This is a genomic window from Nonomuraea sp. NPDC049784 (assembly GCF_040659615.1).
In the GTDB taxonomy this organism is placed as follows: domain Bacteria; phylum Actinomycetota; class Actinomycetes; order Streptosporangiales; family Streptosporangiaceae; genus Nonomuraea.
On sequence record NZ_JBFAMX010000089.1, the window covers coordinates 1 to 21539 of the forward strand.

The following is a 21539-nucleotide window of genomic DNA, read 5'->3' on the forward strand; positions in this document are numbered from 1 at the left end:
GGCCGAGGGCGCCCCGCTCGTGCAGCACCTGGACCGGCGTGGCCGCGTACATCTCCACGCACGCGGTGTTCTCGGCCGGCTGCTCGGACACGTGCATGTGGAGCGGCGCGGCGAACCGGTGGGAGAACTCGACCACCATCGGCATCTGCTCGGGCGGCACCGCGCGTACCGAGTGGATGGCCGCGCCGATCTCCACGTCGAGCTGCCCTTCGTACGCGGCCCCCAGTTCCTCGGCCCTGACGGCCCAGCCCTCCGCGGACCCGTCGCCGAAGCGCAGCTGCGCGCCGGAGAGCGGGGCGCCGATGCCGCCGGACAGGTAGCACGTGTCGAGCAGCGCGATGCGCAGGCCCGCGTCGCGGGCAGCCTGGATGAGGGCGTGGCCCATCGCGTTGGAGTCGTCGTACGGGCGGCCGTCCGGCGCGTGGTGCAGGTAGTGGAACTCGCCCACGCAGGTCACCCCGGCCAGCGCCATCTCGGCGTAGACGGCCGTGGCCAGCCGGAGGTACGAGTCGGGGTCGAGCGCCGCCGCCACCTCGTACATCTGGTCACGCCAGGTCCAGAAGTCGCCCTTGCCCTCCTGGGCGGTGCCGCGCAGGGCGCGGTGGAAGGCGTGGGAGTGGGCGTTGGCCAGTCCGGGAACGGTGAGCCCCGGCAGGCGCTCGGCCGGACCCGGCGGGCCCTGGCCGACGCTCGCGATCCTGGCGCCCTCGACCTCGATGAGCACGCCTTCCGCGACGCCGTCGGGCAGCCACGCCTGCTCGCACCAGTAGGTCAGCGACACAGATCCTCCAGCACGTCCGCGAGTGCGATGACCCCCGCCTCGCAGTCTGCCTGCTCGGCGTGCTCGGCGGGAGAGTGGGACACGCCGGTGGGGTTCCTGACGAACAACATCGCGCTCGGAACGCCCGCCGTGGCCAGGATTCCCGCGTCGTGGCCCGCGCCCGTGGGCAGGATCGGGGCGGGCGTGTCGCCCCCCGCGACCCGCGCCAGCCGCTCCCTGAGCGCCACGTCGAAGTCGACCACCGGCGTCCACGACTCCTCCCGGACCGCGGCGGTCGCCGCCTGCGCCAGCTCGGTGACGAGGTCGCGTACGGCGCGCTCGTCCGCCCCGCGGGCGTCGAGCCAGGCCGAGACGAGGCCGGGAATCGCGTTGGCGTTGCCGGGCGAGACGCGTACCTTGCCCACCGTGGCCACCACCCCGCGAGCCTCCGCGGCTGTGCGGGCGGCCAGCACCATGCGGGCGAACGGCAACATCGGGTCGTCCCGGTCGGCCAGCCGCGTGGAGCCCGCGTGGTCGGCCCGGCCGTGGAAGTCGAAGCGCCACCGCCCGTGGGGCCAGATCGCCCGTCCGACCCCGACCGGCCGTCCCTCGTCGACGAGCCCGCGGCCCTGCTCGACGTGGAGCTCCACGAACGTGCCGACCATGGCGAGCGTCTCGTCGTCCCGCCCGATCTCGTGCGGCGCCCGCCCCGCCTTCGTCAGGACGCCGGCCAGCGTGTCGCCGGAGTCGTCCGTGAGCGCGAGCGCCCTTTCGGGCTCCAGCACGCCCGTGAGCAGCCGCGACCCCATGCACGGCACCCCGAACCTGGCGCCCTCCTCGTCGGTGAAGCATGCGACCCCGAGCGGCACGGATGGATTCGTCCCCCGTCGCCGGAGGATGTCCAGTGCCGTGAAGGCCGACACGACCCCGAGCGGCCCGTCGTACGCGCCGCCCTGCCGTACGGAGTCGAGATGACTGCCCGTCACCACCCCCGGACGGTCGCGCGAGGGGGAGCCCCACCACGCCCAGAGGTTGCCGTTGCGGTCTTCGCGCAGGTCGAGCCCCCTGCGCTTGGCCTCGCCCGCGAACCACTCGCGTAGCTCCATGTCAGCGTCCGACCAGGCGTCCCTGACGTAGCCCCCGGTCGCCGGATCCCGTCCTATGTGTGCGAGTGGTTCAAGCATGGCCCCACTGTAGTGAATGGATCCATTCAGTTGACGGGGCCGCCCCTGGGTCGCAGGGTCAGCTCGGTGAGGTGGGCGTCGGGGCCCGCGGTGACGGCGGCGAGCACGGCCCGCGCCACGGTCTCCGGCTTGAGGTACTTCTCGGGCTCGAACTCGCCGCCCTCGTACCGGCGCAGCTCGCGCTGCATGTCGGTGGCGGTCCGGCCGGGGTAGACGGTGGTGACCCTGAGCTCGGGCTCCTCCAGCCGCAGCGCGTCGGCGAACGCCTTCAGCGCGAACTTGCTGGCCGCGTACGCACCCCACTCAGGGTTGGCCCGCTGCCCCGAACCCGAGTTGACGCATATGACGTGCCCGCCGGCCCGCCTGAGCGCGGGCAGGAGCAGCCTGGTCAGCTCGGCGACGGCGACGACGTTCACCTCCAGCGTCTCGCGCCAGGCGTCGGCGGCCAGGTCGGCGATCCTGCCCATCCGGTTGATCCCCGCGCTGTGCACCAGCACGTCGAGCCGGTCGATCCCGGCGACGTCCGCCTCCGCCACCTCCGTCAGCTCCACCGGCCAGGGCCGCGCGTCGGGCAGCCCGGCCGCCACGGCGGCCAGGGACTCCTCGTCCCGGCCGTTGAGTATGACGTGATGCGTGGGGCCCAGGGCCTTGGCCACGGCCGCGCCGATCCCTCTCGAGGCGCCCGTGACCAGGGCCGTCGGTCGTTCGTTCATGAAGGTCAGCTTATTGGCGTTGACACTTACTCAAATTTGAATACAAACTTGAACCCATGTCTTCGACGCGGATCTTGATCCTTGGTGCCCTGCTCGACGGCCCCATGAACGGCTACGGAGTCCGCAGGTGGCTGGAGGCGATGAACACCGAACGCTGGGCCAACATCGCCTTCGGGTCGATCTACCACGGACTCGGCAAGATGGCCGACGAGGGGTTGCTGGAGATCGTCGAGCCCGGGAGGGGCGGCAAGGGCGTCTACGCACTCACCGAACTGGGCCGCGCGGAGTTCGACCGGCTGCTGATGGAGGCCTGGCACGAGGTCAGGCCGATCATCGACCCGTTCCAGGTGGCGCTGACGTTCATGGATCGGCTGGAAAAGCAGGAGATTCTCGAGGCGCTGCATGGCAGGATGCAACGACTCAGGATCGGCGTCGACAGCATGGAAAGCCTGTACGGCGTCAAACAACGCTATGGCGCGCCGCGACACATAGACGAGAACCTCCGCCTGACAAGAGCCATGCTCCAGGCCCAGCTCGATTGGGTCGAGAAGGCGATCGGGCAGGTAGAGGCGGGCGAATTGCCGTAAGGAGTTGACCCCCCGATGATCATTGAGGCACACGGCTTAAGAAAGACCTTCACCACCAGGAGCAGGAAGGGCACGCAGACCGTCGAGGCCGTCCGCGGTGTCGACCTCGAGGTGGAGAAGGGCGAGATCTTCGGCGTGCTCGGGCCCAACGGCGCGGGCAAGACCACCACGATCAGGATGCTCGCCACGCTGATCGCCCCCGACGCGGGCACGGCCACCGTCGCGGGTCACGACCTGCTCAAGGAGCCCGCCGCGGTGCGGAGCAAGCTCGGGTACGTGAGCCAGGCCGGCGGCGTGGAGGACACCACGAGCGCCAGGGCCCAGATCATGATGGCCGCCAAGATCCACGCCATGGCCGATCCGAAGCGGGCGACCGCCGAGGTGCTCGAGCGCTTCGACCTGACCGAGATCGCCGACCGCCCCGGCCGTACCTTGTCGGGCGGCCAGAAGCGGCGTGTGGCCATCGCGCTCGGGCTGGTGCACAACCCGCCGCTGCTCTTCCTCGACGAGCCCACCACCGGCCTCGACCCGCAGAACCGCGCGAACCTCTGGGACCGCATCAGGCAGCTGCGCGAGTCCGGCACCAGCGTGCTGCTCAGCACCCACTACCTCGACGAGGCCGACGCGCTGTGCGACCGGCTGGTGATCGTCGACCACGGCCAGATCGTGGCCGAGGGCACCCCCGGCGAGCTCAAGCGGGAGGTCTCCGGCGACGTGATCACGCTCAGGGTGGACGACCCGGAGCGGGCCGCCGAGACGCTCAAGCCTCTCGCCCGCGAGACCCGCGTCGACGAGGACCTCCTGCGCGTCTACGTCGACGACGGCGAGCACACGCTGCCCGCGCTGCTGCGGGCCCTCGAGGAGCAGGGACTGAGCCTGAGCTCGATCGCGCTCGACCGCTCCACGCTCGACGACGTCTTCCTGGCCAAGACCGGCCGCACCCTCCGCGACGCTGGAGCCGCCGCATGATCCGCCACATAGTCCTGTTCACCGGCTACGAGCTGAAGAAGTCGTTCAGCAACCCGATCTGGCCGCTGTTCGGCATCATGCAGCCGGTGCTGTACCTGCTGATGTTCGCGCCGCTGCTGAAGTCGCTGACGCCGGGCGGCACGACGACGGACGCGCTGCGGATGTTCACGCCGGCGTCGATGATGATGATCGCGGTCTTCGGGTCGCTGTTCTCCGGGTTCGGGCTGATCGCCGAACTGCGTAACGGCTCGCTCGAGCGCTACGCCGTCAGCCCCGCGTGGCGGCCCGCCATCGTGCTCGGGCGGGTGGCCAAGGACATGGTCGTGCTGGTGTGCCAGGCGATCCTCGTGCTGATCGTGGCGATCGCGATGGGCGTGCGCATCGGGGCCGTCGAGCTGCTGCTGGTGCTGCTGCTCATGGCCGCGACCGGGCTGTTCGCCTCAGGGCTGTCGCAGGGGCTCGCGCTGACCGTACGCGACGAGAACGGCATGTCGCAGACGCTCAACCTCTTCATGCTGCCGATCATGCTGCTGGCCGGGCTGTTCATCCCGATCTCGTTCGCGCCCGGCTGGATGCAGGCCATCGCTCCGATCAACCCGCTCTACCACGCGGTCGAGGCGGGGCGGGCGTTGTTCGCCGGGCGGCTGTCGGACTCGTCGATCCCGATCGCGTTCGCGGTGTTCATCGTGCTGGCGGTGCTCACCACGATCTGGTCGATGCGGTCGCTACGCAGGATCGCCGGGTAGGAACGTACCGGTCTCGTCGGTCATCCGCTCGTACTCCTCGAGCCGCGCCTGGGTGCGCAGCGGCACCGCGTCGGCCATGGCCTCGACCAGGGCCATGGCCAGGGCCAGCGGCGCCGCGTGCGAATCGAACACGAGCCGGTCGCCGACGGGCGCGTCCAGCACGACCTCCGCCGGGAAATCGGATTTATCCGTTATGGCCGCCACGCGCAGCCCCATTTTCTCCGCATATTCCAACGCCTGCACCGCTTCGGCGGGATATCTCGGCAGCACCACGGCCACCACCCACTCCGCCCCCGCCCTGCGCGCGGCGTGCAGCCCGTCCACCAGCTCCGACCCGCCGTGCGTGAGCAGCCGCACGTCGGGGTGGATGCGGCGCGCGTAGTAGGCGAAGGTGGTGGCCAGCCCGCACGAGACCCGCAGCCCCACCACGGGGAGCGGCTCGGTGGCGGCCAGCTGCTCGCCCAGCTCTTTGAGCGGGAACGTCGACAGGCGCTCCCTGACGAGCGCGAGATTGCGGATCTCGCAGTCGATGGCCCCGCGCAGCAGGCTCTCCTGCGGGCCCTCCACCCCGCCGCCGCCCAGCACCAGCGGGCGCAGCGCCTGGCGCAGCTCGGGATATCCGGCGAACCCCAGCACCATGGCGAACCGGGTCACGGACGGCTGGCTCACCCCTGCCCGCTCGGCCAGCTCCACGCTGGACAGGAAGATCGCCTCGTCGAGATGCTCGCTCAGGTAGTGCGCGATCCTCCGTTGCACGGGCGACAGCCTCCGGCCATCCAGCAGCACGCCCAGTCCACCGTGATATCCGTCCGCCACGCCCATCTCCAACGCTTCCCACCCCGCATTCTCATCCCTCGACGCCACAACCACCCCACGGCCCCCACCCGAGACCTCGCACCACGCACCCGTCGCCGCCCCGAACGCCCGCGCCGCGCACCAGCCGCACCGTACCCGCCACGCGCCCACACATCGCGCCATTCGGCACAGAGCCCAGGCAGCGCGCCCACGGCTGCCCTCCGAGCGTCGCGTCGGTGGGACGACGTGCGGAGGGACTCGGCGCAGCACGAGCGGTGCCCAGCCCGCGAGCGCAGGCATCCAAGGTCACAAGTCCGCGACCCCCAGGGGTCAGGACTCGCGCATCGGGATGCGGACGCCGCGTGTGGCGGCCACTTCGGCGGCCTCCTCGTAGCCCGCGTCCACGTGCCGCATGACCCCGGTCCCAGGGTCATTGGTCAGCACCCGGTTCAGCTTCTCGCCCGCCAGAGCGGTCCCGTCGGCCACCGTCACCTGGCCGGCGTGGATGGACCGCCCGATGCCGACCCCGCCCCCATGGTGGATGGACACCCAGGCAGCCCCCGACGCCGTGTTCAGCATGGCGTTGAGCAGCGGCCAGTCGGCGATCGCGTCCGACCCGTCCGCCATGGCCTCGGTCTCGCGGTACGGCGAGGCCACGGACCCGCTGTCGAGGTGGTCGCGCCCGATCACGATGGGCGCCCGCAGCTCACCCGACGCCACCATGTCGTTGAAGCGCTCCCCGGCGACGTTGCGCTCCCCGTACCCGAGCCAGCAGATCCGCGCGGGCAGCCCCTGGAAGTGCACCTTCTCCCCGGCCTTCCTGATCCACCGCGCGAGCGCCTCGTTCTCGGGGAAGAGCTCCAGGATGGCCCGGTCGGTAGCGGCGATGTCGGCGGGATCCCCGCTCAGAGCGGCCCACCGGAACGGCCCCTTCCCCTCGCAGAACAGCGGCCTGATGTACGCCGGCACGAATCCGGGGAAGTCGAAGGCCCGCTCGTATCCGGCCAGCCGCGCCTCGCCCCGGATGGAGTTGCCGTAGTCGAAGACCTCCGCCCCCGCGTCCTTGAACCCCACCATCGCCTCCACGTGCCGCGCCATCGAGTCCCGCGCACGCTCCGTGAACCCCGCGGGATCCTTGTCCCGTTCCGAGGCCATGTCCTCGAAGGAGACCCCCAGCGGCAGGTACATCAGGGGATCGTGCGCCGAGGTCTGGTCGGTGACGATGTCGATCTCGGCCCCGCGCGCGAGCAGGGCGGGAACGGCCTCAGCGGCGTTCGCCACGACCCCGATGGAGAGGGCCTCGCGGGCGTTGCGCGCCGCGTACGCCAGCCGCAGCGCCTCATCCAGCGACGCGGCCTCGACGTCGAGGTAGCGGTGCTCGATCCGCCGGGCGACCGAGCGCGGGTCGCAGTCGATGCAGATGACCACCCCGCCGTTCATGGTGACGGCCAGCGGCTGGGCGCCGCCCATCCCGCCGAGCCCGGCCGTCAACGTGATCGTCCCGGCCAGCGTCCCGCCGAAGCGTTTGGCGGCCACGGCGGCGAACGTCTCATAGGTCCCCTGCAGGATGCCCTGGGTGCCGATGTAGATCCACGAACCGGCCGTCATCTGCCCGTACATGGTGAGCCCGGCCGCCTCCAGCCGCCGGAACTCCTCCCAGTTGGCCCAGTCGGGCACCAGGTTGGAGTTGGCGATGAGCACCCGGGGCGCCCACTCGTGGGTGCGGAACACACCCACGGGGCGCCCTGACTGCACCAGGAGGGTCTCGTCGCCCTCGAGCGTCGTCAGCGTCCTGACCAGCGCGTCGAACGACGCCCAGTCACGCGCCGCCTTCCCCGAGCCGCCGTAGACGACAAGTTGCTCGGGGTGCTCGGCGACCTCCGGATCCAGGTTGTTCTGGAGCATGCGGAGCGCCGCCTCCTGCGGCCACCCCTTGGCGGTGATCGTCGTGCCTCGCGGCGCGCGCACGCTGCGGCTCATCGTGACCCTCCTGAATGAAAACATTCATCTTTGTCACCCGCAGGGTACAACGAGCCGCGTCCAGCGGTCCGTTGCAGGTAGCGGAGTCTGCACCTACATCGAGGGTGGCCGCGGGGTGAGGGGTGCTAGGCGACCAGGAACTGGGTGGCGGCCAGCTCCCGGTAGAGCTCGTCCTCGCCGACCAGCGAGTCGTGCGTCCCGACCGCCCGTACGCCGCCGCCTTCCATGACCACGATCCGGTCCGCGTTCGTCACGGTGGACAGCCGGTGGGCGATCACCAGCACGGTGGTCTCGGTGGCCACCTCGGCGATGACCTCGCGCAGCCGCAGCTCGTTGACCGCGTCGAGCTGCGAGGTGGCCTCGTCGAGCAGCAGCAGCCTGGGCTTGCGCAGCAGCGCCCTGGCGATGGCCACGCGCTGCCGCTCGCCGCCGGACAGGAGCACGCCACGGTGCCCGACCGGCGTCTCCAGCCCTTCGGGCAGCCTGACCACCAGGTCGTCGAGCCTGGTACGTGCGACGGCCCGGCGCAGCTCCTCTTCGGTGGCGTCCTGGGCGGCGAAGAGCAGGTTCTCCCGGAGCGTTCCGGCCAGCACGGGCGCGTCCTGCTCGACGTACCCCAGCGCGGCCCGCAGCTCGCCCAGCGGCCAGTCGCGGATGTCCCGCCCGCCGATCCCGATGGTCCCGCTCTGGTGGTCGTAGAAGCGTTCGAGCAGCGCGAACACCGTCGACTTGCCCGCCCCCGACGGCCCCACCAGCGCGGTCAGCCCGCCGGGCGGCACCTCGAAGCTGACCCCGTCGTGCACGACCGGCCGGTCCTCGCCGTACCTGAAGACGACGTTCTCGAACGTCACCCCGACCGGCTCGGCGGCCCCCGCGACGGCGGCACTGACCGGCTCGGCGGGCAGGTCCTCGATCTCCTTGATCCGCTTCATCGCGGCCAGCCCTTGCTGGAGCTGCACGCCGCCCTGGACGAGCTGCCCGATCGGCGGCACGAGGTAGAACAGGTACAGCAGGAACGCGATCAGAGACGACACCTCGAGCACGCCCGAGGAGACCCTGGCCCCGCCGATGGCCAGCACGGCCAGAAACGCGATCTGCACCGACATCCACGTCGCCACTCCCGCGAGCGACGTCCACCCGGCGACCTGCAGCCCCCGGTCACGGGCTCGCGTCGCCGCGTCGCCCACCACCGCGATCTCCCGCTCCTCCGCGCCGCTGGCCTTCACGGTCCTGTACGCCTGCAGCGCCCGGTCCAGCACGGCGCCCATCTCGCCCACGGCCTCCTGGGCCTGTGTCTGCGCCCGCCGGATCCTCGGCATGATCAGCGCGACCAGCCCACCGATCACCACCACCACGAGCAGTGTGACCAGCAGCAGCACGCCGTCCATGGTCGCCATCATGACGATGGCCCCGACCAGCATGAACGCGGCGCTGACCGACTCGACGATCCCGTTGGTCAGCACGGCGCGCAGCAGCGTCGTGTCACCGGTCACCCGCGACAGCAGGTCGCCCGGCTTGAGCCGGTCCACGTCCGCGACCTTGAGCCGCAACATCCGGTCGACGAGCTTGCGCCTGGCGCCGAGCACGATGCCCTCGCCCGTGCGCTCCATCAGGTAGTTTCCCCCGGCCGACACGGCCGCGCCGATCAGCACCGCCGCGGTCAGCCCTAACAGGGGCCCGGCTACCGATCCTGCCTCGCCGAACGCCTCCACGACGTACTTGGCCAGCAACGGCATCGCGAGGCCCGCGGCCGATCCGATCAATCCCAGCAGCCCACCCAGGAAAAGGATCTTCCTGTGCGGGCGGATGTAGGCGAGCAACTCCTTGAGCACCGCATCTCCTCTCACGACATATCCCGACTTTCTCCAACGAACGGGACGGCACGATCCGCACCGCGTCGCAGGGTCAACCTAAATTGACGACCTAAGTATGTCAACTTTGGTTGACCCTCATTCTCGAGGAGGAGACGACATCCGGAGGCGGCCCACGGACGAATAGGGCGTCGAGGAACCCGGCCGGAACCTCGAGTAACCGATCAGCCCTTCGAAAGGACCGAAAATGGAGCTCCGGATCAACCGGCGCGCTCTAGTCGGACTTGGCCTCGCCGCAGCTGTCGCCGCGTCGTCGTTGGCCGTGCTCCGTACCGACTCCGGCATCGCTTCCTCGCACCGCGAGGCCCCCATGATCGCGGGCGACCCGCAGCACGACAACACGGACGTGTACGCGTTCGTGAGCCCTGACAAGGCCGACACGGTGACCTTGCTGGCGAACTGGATCCCGTTCGAGGAGCCCCACGGCGGCCCGAACTTCTACCCGTTCGCCACGAAGTCCCGTTACAACATAAAGATCGACAACAACGGTGACGCCAAGCCCGACATCACCTACGAGTGGACGTTCCGCAACGAGGACAAGCGCGGCACCAGCACGTTCCTCTACAACAACGGCCCGGTGACCTCGCTCGACGACCCGAACCTGCTCTTCCGCCAGCGCTACACGCTCAAGAGGATCACTCCCGGCGGCACCAGGACGCTGGTCGGCGACGGCATCGTCGCGCCGAGCAACACCGGCCCGGCCTCCATGCCCGACTACGGCACCCTGCGCGCCCAGTCGCTCAAGAGCCTGCCCGGCGGCGGCAAGGTGTTCGCCGGCCAGTCGGACGAGGCGTTCTTCGTGGACCTGCGCGTGTTCGACCTGCTCTACGGCGGCAACCTGTCCGAGGTCGGCCAGGACACCACCAAGGGCTACAACGTCAACACCGTGGCCATCCAGGTGCCCGCCAAGGAGCTGGCGCTCAAGGGCGACGTCAAGCGCAACCCCGTGATCGGCATCTGCTCGACGACCGACAAGTTCAACGGCAGCAGGTACGTCCAGGTCTCGCGCCTGTGCAACCCGCTGGTGAACGAGGTCGTCTCGCCCGCCGGGCTCAAGGACGCCTTCAACGCCCTGCCCCCGGAGCAGGACGCCGACGTGGCGCCGCTGGTCAAGCGGGTCACCGACCCCGAGGTGGCCAGGCTGCTCGAGGCCATCTACGGCATCAAGGCCCCGGCGACCCCGCGTGCCGACCTGGTCGAGATCTTCCTGACCGGCATCGCCAAGCAGAACGGCCCGATCAAGGCCGACCTGAACTCGCAGGTGCTCAACAAGGACGCGGGCAAGCTGCGCCCCTCCGAGATGCTGCGGCTGAACATGGCGATCCCGCCCGCGAAGGACCCGAACCGCCTCGGCGTGCTGGCCGGTGACCTGCAGGGGTTCCCGAACGGCCGCCGTCTCTCCGACGACGTCGTGGACATCGAGCTGCAGGCCGTGGCCGGCGCCGCGCTGACCGGCAAGCTCGTGCCCGGGCTGACGGACAAGGTGGACAGGAACGACAAGCCCTTCCTCCAGTCGTTCCCGTACATCCCGTTGCCCAGCAACGTCGCGGTGAACCAGCGCTAACTCCCTGACCGGCCTGCTCCCTCTCCAAGCAGGCCGGTCCGCCCCCGGCGGCAGACTCCCGTCTCCCACCGTCTGCCGCCGATATGAGGCCGGCCGGCTGTGATCCCCGTCACGGCCGGCCGGCCGTCGCCCCCTCGAGGTCCGTCAGCACTGGAGCCTTGGACATGCGTTCCCTCGCCGTATTCGCCGGACTGGCCCTCCTCGGGGCCATGGCCTTCACGATCTTCTCGTTCTCGGCGTCGCCCTCGCAGCAGCCGGTGGCGCAGGCCAAGCCGTTCACCGAGACGCTGCAGGAGCGGCTCAAGCGCCTGCCGGGCGACTACCGCGGCTGGGCCCAGCTCTCCTCCCAGTACGTTGACCAGGCCAGGATCACCGGCGACCCGTCGTACTACACCAAGGCGGAAGGCGCGATCGCCACGGCCGCCAAGCTGAAGTCCGGCGACGACGCGGTGCTCACCGGCCAGGCGGCGCTCGCCGCGGGCCGCCACGAGTTCGCCGACGCGGTACGGCTGGCCGAGCGCGCCATCGACGCCAACCCGTACGGCGCCCCGGCCTACGGCGTGCTGGCCGACGCGAAGACGCAGCTCGGGGACCTGCGCGGGGCGCAGCGGGCCGTGGACGAGATGATGGGCCTGCGCCCCGGAGTGGCGGCGTTCGCCCGCGCCTCGTACGCGGCCGAGCTGCGCGGCGACCTGGCCGGGGCCCGCGAATACCTCGAAATGGCAGAGAGCGACGCCTGGTCGCCCGCCGACGTCGCCTACGCCCGCTACTACCTGGGCGAGTTGGCGCTCCACTCCGGCGACGTCGCCACGGCGGCCGGCTGGTACGCCAAGGCCCTGCAGGCCTACCCCGCCTACACGCCGGCGCTCGCGGGCCAGGCGAGAACCGCCGCGCTGAGCGGCCGCCTGACGGAGGCGCTGGCCCTGTACGACACGGTCGTCGAACGCCTGCCTCTCCCCCAGTACCTGATGGAGCAGGGCGAGACCAGGCTCAAGGCGGGCCGGACCGCCGACTGGACGCTGCTCAAGGCTCAGCGCGAGCTGTTCCAGGCCGCGGGCGTGCGCGACGACCTGACGTGGGCCGAGTTCGAGGCGGACCACGGGGACCCGGCGACGGCCGTCAAGCACGCGAGGGCCGAGTACGCGCGCAACCCGAACCTCGTCGCCGCCGACGCCCTGGCCTGGGCCCTGTTCAAGGCGGGCAAGCCGGCCGAGGCGCTGCCGTACGCGAAGAAGGCCACCGCCACGGGCTGGCGGAACCCGCTGCTCAAATACCACCGCGCCAAGATCGAGCAGGCGCTCGGCCGGTCCGTCAAGGTGGACGCCGGCTTCGACCCGACGCTTCCCGCATTGGCGAGGTTCTCATGAGACCGGTCCGGCTCGTCGTGCTGTCCCTCTGCGCGAGTCTCCTGCTCGGCACCCTGCTCGGCACTGGGGCCGCCCAGGCCGCTGCCGTGGCGATGCACCCGCTGGGCAACTTCACCGTCAACCACTACAACGGCCTGAGCGTCTCGCCCTCCGAGGTACGCAACCTCGCCGTCGTGGACCTGGCCGAGCTGCCGACGCTGCAGGCCAGGCCGCAGGTGGACGGCTCGTACGCGGCCGGCCGCTGCGCCGCGCTGGCCACCGCCCAGCGGCTCACGGTGGCGGGCACGACGGTGCCGTGGCGCGTGGCGGCCTCCTCCTTCGCGTACACCCCCGGCCAAGGGGGCCTCCAGACCAGCCGCCTGACCTGCCGGCTCGTCGCCGAAGTCCGCGCCGCGGGGGCGGTGGAGTTCGCGGACGGGTTCGAGCAGGACAGGATCGGCTGGCGCGAGATCACCGCCGTGGGCGACGGGGTGCGGCTGGTCCGCTCCTCGGTGCCTTCCGTAAGCGTGAGCAGGGAGCTGCACGCGTACCCCGACGACCTGCTGGCGAACCCGCTCGACCAGCGCACCGCCACGCTGACCACCGCCCCCGGCCCGAGCCTGCCCGCCTCCGGCGCTCCCGGCGGCGGCACGGTGCCGGGCGGGATCGGGATCGGCGGGCCGATCGGGGACGCCCTGGCCGCCCTGGACCGGACGTTCACGGGGCTGATCGGCTCCGACTCGCTGACGGTCCCGCTCGGGCTGCTGGCGGTCGGGCTGGCCGTGGTGCTGGGCGCCGGGCACGCGCTGATCCCCGGTCACGGCAAGACCATCATGGCCGCGTACCTGGCCGGGCGGCGCGGGCGCCCGCGCGACGCGCTCGTGGTGGGCGCGACGGTGACGGCCACGCACACGGTCGGGGTGCTGGTGGTGGGCTTGCTGCTGAGCGTGTTCACGGCGCTGGCGGGCGAGTCGGTGCTGGCCTGGCTGGGCGTGGCCAGCGGCGCCCTGATCACCGCCATCGGCCTCCGCCTCCTCCTGAACGCCCGCCGCGGCACCTCACCGCACGACCACGGCCACGGGCATGGACATGGACACGGTCACGGTCACGGTCACGGTCACGGTCACGGTCACGGTCACGGTCACGGGCAGGAGAGCGAGGACGGGGGCGAGCGGGCGACAAAACGGGCAGGCCTGGTGGGCCTCGGCATCGCGGGCGGGCTCGTCCCCAGTCCCTCGGCCCTCGTCGTCCTCCTCGGCGCCATCGCGCTCGGCCGCACGTGGTTCGGCGTGGCGCTGGTGACCGCCTACGGCCTCGGCATGGCCGCCACCCTCACCGTCACCGGCCTGCTCCTGGTCAAGCTCGTGGATCGCCTGGAACGACGTGCCACGGCGGGCCGCCGCCTGGCCGCCAGGCTCTCGAGCCTCGCCCCGGTGGGCACGGCCGCGATGGTGGTGCTGCTCGGCGCGGGCCTGGCCCTCCGCTCGGTGGCCACCCTCTAGCACCGGTACGCCCCACACGCTTATAGTCATGTCCATGACCATTCATGGACATGACCATCCATGGCCCTGAAACACGCGGTGCTGGCGGCGCTGCTCGGCGGCGAGTACAGCGGCTACCAGCTCACCAAGATCTTCGACGTCGGCGTCTCCAACTTCTGGTACGCCGCCCCTCAGCAGCTCTACGCCGAGCTGACAAAGCTGGAGGCCGACGGGCTGATCGCGGGCCGAGAGGTCGTCCAGACGGGCCGTCCCAACAAGCGGATGTTCACCGTCACGGAGGCCGGGGCCGCCGAGCTGGCCACCTTCGCGGCCACCCCGTCCAAGCCCCTGCTCATCCGCGACGACCTCGCCGTCAAGGTGCACGCCGTGGACCACGTCGATCCGGGGCCCGTGATCGAGCAGCTCCGCGAGCGGGCCGAGGAGGCCGCGGCCAAGCTCGCCCTGTTCGAGCAGATCCTCCAGCGCATGCGCGGCGACCACGACGAGGCGACGTTCCTGAGCCAGGGCGAGCACGTGGGCCCGTACCTCTCCTGCCTCGCGGGGTGCCGCCTGGAGCGCGAGATGCGCGACTGGTGCCTGGAGACCGCCCGAACGCTGACCGGGCGAGCAGCCCACACACGGAGGACGAACTCATGACGTATGCCCGTTACGTCGCGATTGGCGACAGCCAGACCGAGGGGCTCGGGGACGGCGACGACACCGTCGGCCATCGCGGCTGGGCCGACCGGCTCGCCGAGCACCTGGCCGCCGCCAACCCGGACCTCCTCTACGCCAACCTCGCGGTCCGCGGCCGTCAGGCGGCCGAGATCCGGGCAGAGCAACTGCCCGCCGCCCTGGCACTGCGCCCCGACCTGGTCACGGTCATGGCAGGCATGAACGACATCATCCGCTCCGGCTTCGACGCCGCCGCGGTGGCGGACATCGTGGCGGACATGATCGCTCAGTTGACCGCCGCGGGCGCGCACGTGGTCACCATGACCTTTCCCGACATCGCCAGGATCGCGCCGCTGGCCCGTCCGCTCCGGCCCAGGCTGATCGACTTCAACGCCCGCGTCCGCGAGGCCGCCGCCCGCCCCGGGGTCACGCTGGTGGACACGTTCTCGCTCGACTTCGCCACGGATGCCAGGATGTGGAGCGTCGACCGGCTGCACGCGAACCCGAGCGGCCACGCCCGCTTCGCCGCCGCCGTCGCCCACGCCCTGGACCTTCCCGGCGCCGACGACACGTGGATGGCGCCGCTCCCGCCGCTGCCCGCCCTTGGCGCCTGGCGCGCGGCCTCGGCGGAAATGCGCTGGTTCGCCACATTCGCCGGGCCCTGGATCGGTCGCCGCCTCCTCGGCCGCTCCTCCGGCGACGGCCGCACCGCCAAACGCCCGCTGCTCACGCCGCTGATCGACGGAAGTCAGTCGATGTCGGGCAAATCCGGGTCGTCGTAGTCCACGTCGCCGCCCTTCACCCGCCGCAACTTGATGTCCCGCTGACCGGTGGTGATCACGATCTTGTACATCGACACCTCAACTATGCCGACGGCCACGCCGCGTTGAAGGCAGATCGTGACGCCCGGAGAGGAACTCCTGGAAGGCGATCTTGACCTTGATCACCGGACGCCGCCAGCGCTCCTCACGGCGTATGGCCGTGGCCATCTTGCGCGGTGACTTCTTGGCGTAGAGCCATCGGGCCCACGGGGAGTCGGGGCGGGCCAGCCGTACCGCGCCCACCAGCAGCATCGGCGGGACGAACAGGCCCGCCATCCCCGTCCAGATCTTGCCCTTGAGCAGGGTGATGACGGCCAGCAGGAGATTGGCCACGATCAGCGCGGCCGGGTTGACCGGCGTGCCGTAGTCCCAGGTCAGGGGGCGCAGGCCGATGAGTAGCAGGCCGGTGACCGCGACCGCGATGAAGACCGCGTCCACCGAGGTGCGCCCCTCCTCCTCCCAGTACACGTCGTGCAGGTGCAGGATCAGCGCGAACTCGTCCAGCACGAGCGCGGACCCGATGCCGAAGATGCAGGCGGCGGCGGCGTAGCCGGCCTGCGAGGCGGAGGAGACGATGAGCCCGGAGACGCCGCCGACCAGCATCAGCACCACACCGAACACGACGTGGTGGATGTGCATCTCGCCCACGTTCACGTTGCGGAACCAGCCGATCTTCGCCCTGATCAGGCGGACGTTGATACGGGTGGCGATGAACGCCACGATGAGCGTGACGAAGTAACAGAACAGCGGCAGCCGTCCTGTGGCGATAATGCTCTGCTGAAACCAGTGCTCCATAACTCTAGAAACAGATGGTACGAGCCATCCGCCCCTTCCATGCCTCAGGACAGGAATGCCCGCAAAAGAGCTGCCGTGCCCTCCAGGTGTTCGCTCACCGCCCGCCGGGCCGCGTCGGCGTCGCCGGAGAGGATGGCGTCCACGATGGCCTGGTGCTGCACGGCGGCGTGGTCCAGGTTGACCTGGAGCATCGGGATCGCGTTCAGCAGGTCGCTGACCCGCGAGCGGGCGTCGGCGCACGCCGTGGCGAGCAGGGTCGAGCCGGTCAGCTCGGCGATGGACAGATGGAAGGCCGTGTCGAGGCGGCGGTAGTCCTCGATCGGGGCCTCGTTCAGATCCGACAGCCGGCGGCGGAGCACGGCCCGCTTCTCCTCTGTCAGGCCGGACGTGGCCAGCACCTGCGCAGCCCCGCACTCCACGGCCAGGCGGAAAGTGAGCGCGTCCGACAGGTCGTCCATGCCCATCTCTGCCACGACCTGCCGCAGATCGCCCGCGTCCGGCTTGGGCGGCACGTACGTGACGAACGCCCCGCCGTAGCGCCCCCGGCGCACGTCGAGATAGCCGGCGTCCGACAGCGCGCGGATGGCCTCACGCAAGGTGACCCTGCTGATGCCGAGCTGGACGGCCAGCTCGCGCTCCGGCGGCAGCTTGTCGCCGGGCGGGACCACGCCGAGCTTGATCGCCTGGAGCAGCCGTTCCACGGTCTCCTCGAAGGCGTTGCCGGCCCGCACAGGCCGTAACACCGTCATCAAACGCGCCGACTCGTCCAACGTGTCCTCAGGTCTTGACAAGAGATCCCGACATACACATCAATGGTCTAAGACTAGCCCAATCAGCGGGAAAGCGCCTCAGCCCAGATCGGAGCGGGACAGCGTGAGCGAGGGGTCGAGCACCGGATTCCTTTCCGTCAGCGAGCTGCGCGACGAGGTGGCGGCCGGGCGCATCGACACCGTCCTTCTCGCCATCGCGGACATGCAGGGCAGGTTGCAGGGCAAGAGACTGTCCGCACGCTATTTCCTCGACGAGGTGCTGCACCACGGCTCCGAGGGATGCAATTACCTGCTGGCCGTGGACGTCGACATGAACACCGTCTCCGGGTACGCGATGTCGTCCTGGGAGCGGGGCTATGGCGACTTCGTGATGAAGCCGGACCTCGCGACGTTGCGCAGGGTGCCGTGGCACGAGGGGACGGCGATGCTGATGGCGGATCTTGCCTGGGAGAGCGGCGGCGACGTGACCGCCTCGCCCCGGCAGATCCTGCGCAGGCAGCTCGCCCGCCTCGCCGAACGCGGGCTGTCCGCTTACGTGGGCACGGAGCTGGAGTTCTGCGTTTACGAGGACAGCTACGAGGACGCGTGGAAACGCGGCTACCGGGACATGTCGCCTGCCAACCTCTACAACGTGGATTACTCGCTCCTCGGCACCGCCCGCGTCGAGCCGCTGCTCAGGCGGATCCGCCGGAGCATGGAAGGCGCCGGCCTCTACGTTGAGTCCGCCAAGGGCGAATGCAACCTGGGCCAGCACGAGATCGCCTTCCGCTACGACGAGGCGCTCAAGACCTGCGACCACCACGTCATCTACAAGACCGGCGCCAAGGAGATCGCCGCCCAGGAGGGCAAGTCGATCACCTTCATGGCCAAGCCCAACCAGCGCGAGGGCAACTCCTGCCACATCCACATCTCGCTGCGAAGCAACGAAGGCGATCCGGTGATGGCGGGCGAGGGGCCGTACGGGCTCTCCCCGCTCGGCGCCCGCTTCATCGCCGGACAGCTGGCCTGCCTGCGCGAGCTCACCCTCCTGTACGCGCCCAACATCAACTCCTACAAGCGCTACGTCCCCGGCAGCTTCGCCCCCACGGCCGTCAAGTGGGGCGTGGACAACCGCACCTGCTCGCTCAGGCTGGTGGGCCACGGCCTGTCGCTGCGCGTGGAGAACCGGGTGCCGGGCGGCGACGTCAACCCGTACCTCGCGGTGTCCGCGCTGATCGCGGCCGGGCTGCACGGCATCGACAACGAGCTGCCGCTGGAAAGCGCGTACGAGGGCAACGCCTACGACTCCGGCGCCGAGACCGTCCCCCACACGCTGCGTGACGCGCTGGCGCTGTTCGAGGGGTCGAAGCTGGCGCGCGAGACGTTCGGCGAGGACGTGGTCGAGCACTACGCGAACAACGCGCGGGTGGAGTTGGCCGCGTTCGACGCGGCGGTGACGGATTGGGAGCTGTTCCGTGGTTTCGAGCGGATGTGAATGGGGCGCATGAAGATCGTTAATCCGGCGACGGAGGACGTCGTCGCCGACGTCGAGCTGGCCGACGCCGCCGAGGTCGACCGGGCCGTGGAGCGTGCCAGGAAGGCGTACGAGAGCTGGCGCGAGGTGTCGCCAGGCGACCGGGCGCGGCTGCTGCGCAGGTTCGCGGACCTGGTGGACGAGCACGGCGAGGAGCTGGCGCGGCTGGAGCTGGCCAACGCCGGGCACCCGATCGGCAACGCCCGCTGGGCGGCCGGCAACGTGCGTGACGTGCTGCACTTCTACGCCGGCGCCCCCGAGCGCGACCACGGCAGGCAGATCCCGGTGCCCGGCGGCGTGGACATCACGTTCCAGGAGCCGCTGGGCGTCGTCGGCGTCATAGTGCCGTGGAACTTCCCTATGATGATCATGTCCTGGGGCATGGCCCCGGCGCTCGCGGCCGGCAACACGGTGATCGTCAAACCGGCCGAGTGGACTCCGCTGACCGCGATGAGGCTGGCAGAGCTGGCCCTCGCCGCGGGCCTCCCCGAGGGGGTGCTCCAGGTCCTGCCTGGGGCAGGGGAGGTCGCGGGGGCCCGCCTGGTTGAGCATCCCGGCGTGGCGAAGATCGTGTTCACCGGTTCGACCGAGGTGGGCAAGGAGATAGCGGCCAAGGCGGCGCAGCACGTCAAGCGGGTCACGCTGGAGCTGGGCGGCAAGTCCGCAAATATCGTCTTCGCGGACGCAGATCTCGAAAAAGCGGCAAAAACTGCGCCTTATGCCGTTTTCGACAACTCCGGCCAGGACTGCTGTGCCCGGTCCCGGCTGCTCGTCCAGGCCGAGGTGTACGACGAGTTCATGGAGCGCCTCGCGACGGCCGTACGGGGCGTCAAGGTCGGCGACCCGCTCGACGAGAGCACCGAGATGGGCCCGCTGATCAGCGCCGAGCACCTCGACCGCGTGCGCGGCTTCGTCCAGGGCACCCCCTACCTGCAGGGATCCTGCCCCGACGGCAAGGGCTACTGGTTCCCGCCGACCGTGCTGACGCCCGACGTGACGGACCCGGCATTCACAGAGGAGATCTTCGGGCCCGTCGTGTCCGTGGTGCGCTTCGAGGACGAAGCCGAGGCCGTACGGATCGCGAACGACACCCCCTATGGCCTGAGCGGCTCCATCTGGACCCGCGACGTCGGGCGGGCGCTACGCGTGGCCAGGGCGGTCGAGGCGGGCAACCTGTCGGTCAACTCGCACTCGTCGGTCCGCTACTGGACCCCGTTCGGCGGCTTCAAGCAGTCCGGACTCGGCAGGGAGCTCGGCCCGGACGCCCTGGCGGCCTTCACCGAGACCAAGAACGTCTTCATTTCCTGGGAGTGAATCAAGTGCAGCGTTTGCAGGATCGGGTCGCCGTCATCACCGGCGCGGGCAGCGGCATCGGGCTGGCCACCGCGCGCAGGTTCGCCGAGGAGGGCGCCAAGGTCGTCTGCGTGGACATCGACGAGGAGGCGGGCGTCAAGGCAGCGAACGAGGTCGGCGGCCTCTTCGTCAAGGCCGACGTGACCAGCGAGGACGACGTCGTCAGGATGTTCCAGACCGCCTTCGACACCTACGGCAGCGTGGACATCGCCTTCAACAACGCGGGCATCTCGCCCCCCGACGACGACTCCATCCTGGAGACCGGCATCGACGCCTGGCGCCGGGTCCAGGAGGTGAACCTGACCAGTGTCTACCTCTGCTGCAAGCACGTCATCCCGTACATGCGGCGCCAAGGCAAGGGCTCGATCATCAACACCGCGTCGTTCGTGGCCGTCATGGGCTCGGCGACCTCGCAGATCTCGTACACGGCGTCCAAGGGCGGGGTGCTCGCGATGACGCGCGAGCTGGGCGTGCAGTTCGCCAGGGAGGGCATCAGGGTCAACGCGCTGTGCCCGGGGCCGGTGAACACGCCGCTGCTGCAGGAGCTGTTCGCCAAGGACCCGGAGCGGGCGCAGCGGCGGCTGGTGCACATTCCCGTGGGGCGCTTCGCCGAGGCGTCGGAGATCGCGGCGGCGGTGGCGTTCCTGGCCAGCGACGACGCGTCGTTCATCACGGGCAGCGAGTTCCTGGTCGACGGGGGTATCTCCGGCGCCTACGTCACGCCGCTCTAGCTCTGGGGGTCATCGTGCAGCGTCCCGTCATCGGCATCACGTCGTACGTCGAGCCGGCGAAGTTCACGGTCTGGGAGGACATGACCGTGGCGCTCCTGCCGTACATGTACGTGGAGCAGGTCGTACGTGCCGGCGGGCAGCCGGTCGTGCTGCCGCCGGCCGGCGAGCCCGCGCGGATCGTGGGCCGCCTGGACGGGCTCATCCTGGCCGGTGGCGGGGACATCGACCCCGCGAGGTACGGCGAGCCGACTGGGGCACAAACCGGCTATATCCGCAAATTTCGCGATGAGGCGGAATTTGCCCTTCTCACTGCGGCCCTCGACGCGGGCCTGCCGTACCTGGGCATCTGCCGCGGGCTCCAGGTGCTCAACGTCGCCCTCGGGGGCAGCCTCCACCAGCACCTCCCCGACGTGGTCGGGCACCAGGGGCACTCCCCCGCCCCCGGCCGCTTCGGCCCCCTGCCCGTCACCGCCGTCCCCGGCACCCGCCTGGCCAAGGCGCTGGGCACCGACCCCGTGACGGTCCCCCACTATCACCACCAGGCCATCGACCGCCTCGCGCCCGGCCTCACGGTCACCGCCACCGCCGGCGACGGCACGATCGAGGCGGTCGAGCTCGACTCGGCCCCCTTCGCCGTCGCGGTGCAGTGGCACCCGGAGGCCGCCGAGGACTGCGCGCTCTTCGAGGCCCTCATCGCCGCCTGCTGACGGCCGGGCGGCCACCGGGAGCGGCGTGCAGGCCGTCCCTTGGGCGGCCCTCACCCCACCGGCTTGAGCACGCTGTCGAGCACCACGACCAAGGCAACCAGGCCGAAAGCCGCTGTTCGCCGATTCATCCCCTTTCGACGTCACGACCCCCGGAGCGGTTCATGAGGGGTCAGAACGC

At 70.4% G+C, this 21539-nt stretch carries 20 protein-coding genes; 12 read left to right on the forward strand and 8 right to left on the reverse strand.

Annotated features, from left to right (window positions below; translation table 11 throughout):
* The 3 genes from AB0J09_RS20255 to AB0J09_RS20265 form a co-directional block, all read right to left on the reverse strand.
* Positions 1 to 781 (reverse strand): formimidoylglutamate deiminase (locus tag AB0J09_RS20255; protein ID WP_360692916.1); only part of this gene is annotated, 781 nt, incomplete at its 3' end.
* Positions 772 to 1944, reverse strand: coding sequence for an allantoate amidohydrolase (locus AB0J09_RS20260; protein WP_360692919.1), 1173 nt, complete (start codon positions 1942 to 1944; stop codon positions 772 to 774). The genes AB0J09_RS20260 and AB0J09_RS20255, both read right to left, overlap by 10 nt.
* Positions 1945 to 1970: 26 nt before the next feature.
* The gene (locus AB0J09_RS20265; RefSeq protein ID WP_360692922.1) at positions 1971 to 2657 is read right to left on the reverse strand and encodes an SDR family oxidoreductase; all 687 of its coding nucleotides are present in this window, start codon (positions 2655 to 2657) and stop codon (positions 1971 to 1973) included.
* A gap of 56 nt (positions 2658 to 2713) precedes the next feature.
* On the opposite strand from AB0J09_RS20265, the gene AB0J09_RS20270 reads away from it, so the two are divergent.
* The 3 genes from AB0J09_RS20270 to AB0J09_RS20280 are packed head-to-tail and all read left to right on the forward strand — an operon-like array spanning position 2714 to position 4959.
* On the forward strand, positions 2714 to 3244 hold the full coding sequence (locus AB0J09_RS20270) for a PadR family transcriptional regulator (protein WP_360692925.1): 531 nt from the start codon (positions 2714 to 2716) through the stop codon (positions 3242 to 3244).
* Between the two features lie 15 nt (positions 3245 to 3259).
* On the forward strand, positions 3260 to 4213 hold the full coding sequence (locus tag AB0J09_RS20275) for an ATP-binding cassette domain-containing protein (protein ID WP_360692928.1): 954 nt from the start codon (positions 3260 to 3262) through the stop codon (positions 4211 to 4213).
* A complete protein-coding gene (locus AB0J09_RS20280; RefSeq protein WP_360692931.1) occupies positions 4210 to 4959 on the forward strand; it encodes an ABC transporter permease in 750 nt (249 codons plus the stop codon). The genes AB0J09_RS20275 and AB0J09_RS20280 overlap by 4 nt, the downstream gene beginning before the upstream one ends.
* Here the strand turns inward: AB0J09_RS20280 and AB0J09_RS20285 are convergent.
* From AB0J09_RS20285 to AB0J09_RS20295, 3 genes are all read right to left on the reverse strand, one after another.
* Positions 4939 to 5775: a MurR/RpiR family transcriptional regulator gene (locus AB0J09_RS20285; RefSeq protein ID WP_360692934.1), complete on the reverse strand. Its 837-nt coding sequence runs from the start codon at positions 5773 to 5775 to the stop codon at positions 4939 to 4941. The two genes, AB0J09_RS20280 and AB0J09_RS20285, sit on opposite strands and share 21 nt — an antisense overlap.
* Positions 5776 to 6084: 309 nt before the next feature.
* Complete coding sequence (gene hutU, locus AB0J09_RS20290; protein ID WP_360692937.1) at positions 6085 to 7734, reverse strand: urocanate hydratase; 1650 nt, start codon at positions 7732 to 7734, stop codon at positions 6085 to 6087.
* 125 nt (positions 7735 to 7859) lie between these two features.
* Complete coding sequence (locus tag AB0J09_RS20295; protein ID WP_360692940.1) at positions 7860 to 9566, reverse strand: ABC transporter ATP-binding protein; 1707 nt, start codon at positions 9564 to 9566, stop codon at positions 7860 to 7862.
* Between the two features lie 226 nt (positions 9567 to 9792).
* On the opposite strand from AB0J09_RS20295, the gene AB0J09_RS20300 reads away from it, so the two are divergent.
* The 5 genes from AB0J09_RS20300 to AB0J09_RS20320 all read left to right on the forward strand — a co-directional run bounded on the left by AB0J09_RS20300 (position 9793) and on the right by AB0J09_RS20320 (position 15453).
* Positions 9793 to 11169, forward strand: a complete 1377-nt coding sequence (locus AB0J09_RS20300; protein ID WP_360692943.1) for a DUF4331 domain-containing protein — start codon at positions 9793 to 9795, stop codon at positions 11167 to 11169.
* Positions 11170 to 11333: 164 nt separating this feature from the next.
* A complete protein-coding gene (locus AB0J09_RS20305; RefSeq protein ID WP_360692946.1) occupies positions 11334 to 12536 on the forward strand; it encodes a tetratricopeptide repeat protein in 1203 nt (400 codons plus the stop codon).
* Positions 12533 to 14017, forward strand: coding sequence for a High-affinity nickel-transporter (locus AB0J09_RS20310; protein WP_360692949.1), 1485 nt, complete (start codon positions 12533 to 12535; stop codon positions 14015 to 14017). The genes AB0J09_RS20305 and AB0J09_RS20310 overlap by 4 nt, the downstream gene beginning before the upstream one ends.
* 60 nt (positions 14018 to 14077) lie before the next feature.
* Complete coding sequence (locus AB0J09_RS20315; protein WP_360692952.1) at positions 14078 to 14653, forward strand: PadR family transcriptional regulator; 576 nt, start codon at positions 14078 to 14080, stop codon at positions 14651 to 14653.
* The gene (locus AB0J09_RS20320) at positions 14650 to 15453 is read left to right on the forward strand and encodes an SGNH/GDSL hydrolase family protein (RefSeq protein ID WP_360692955.1); all 804 of its coding nucleotides are present in this window, start codon (positions 14650 to 14652) and stop codon (positions 15451 to 15453) included. The genes AB0J09_RS20315 and AB0J09_RS20320 overlap by 4 nt, the downstream gene beginning before the upstream one ends.
* A gap of 78 nt (positions 15454 to 15531) precedes the next feature.
* Here the strand turns inward: AB0J09_RS20320 and AB0J09_RS20325 are convergent, their stop codons facing one another.
* Complete coding sequence (locus AB0J09_RS20325) at positions 15532 to 16287, reverse strand: hypothetical protein (protein ID WP_360692958.1); 756 nt, start codon at positions 16285 to 16287, stop codon at positions 15532 to 15534.
* A gap of 44 nt (positions 16288 to 16331) precedes the next feature.
* Entirely contained in the window at positions 16332 to 17036 is a 705-nt protein-coding gene (locus tag AB0J09_RS20330) for an FCD domain-containing protein (protein WP_360692961.1), read from the reverse strand.
* Between the two features lie 124 nt (positions 17037 to 17160).
* On the opposite strand from AB0J09_RS20330, the gene AB0J09_RS20335 reads away from it, so the two are divergent.
* From AB0J09_RS20335 to AB0J09_RS20350, 4 genes are read left to right on the forward strand one after another with little or no spacing between them, the layout of a single operon-like run.
* On the forward strand, positions 17161 to 18531 hold the full coding sequence (locus AB0J09_RS20335) for a glutamine synthetase family protein (protein WP_360692964.1): 1371 nt from the start codon (positions 17161 to 17163) through the stop codon (positions 18529 to 18531).
* Between the two features lie 9 nt (positions 18532 to 18540).
* Complete coding sequence (locus AB0J09_RS20340) at positions 18541 to 19884, forward strand: aldehyde dehydrogenase family protein (protein WP_360692967.1); 1344 nt, start codon at positions 18541 to 18543, stop codon at positions 19882 to 19884.
* Between the two features lie 5 nt (positions 19885 to 19889).
* The gene (locus AB0J09_RS20345) at positions 19890 to 20654 is read left to right on the forward strand and encodes a 3-oxoacyl-ACP reductase (RefSeq protein WP_360692970.1); all 765 of its coding nucleotides are present in this window, start codon (positions 19890 to 19892) and stop codon (positions 20652 to 20654) included.
* 14 nt (positions 20655 to 20668) lie between these two features.
* Positions 20669 to 21361, forward strand: a complete 693-nt coding sequence (locus tag AB0J09_RS20350; RefSeq protein WP_360692973.1) for a gamma-glutamyl-gamma-aminobutyrate hydrolase family protein — start codon at positions 20669 to 20671, stop codon at positions 21359 to 21361.
* Positions 21362 to 21539 lie beyond the last annotated feature (178 nt).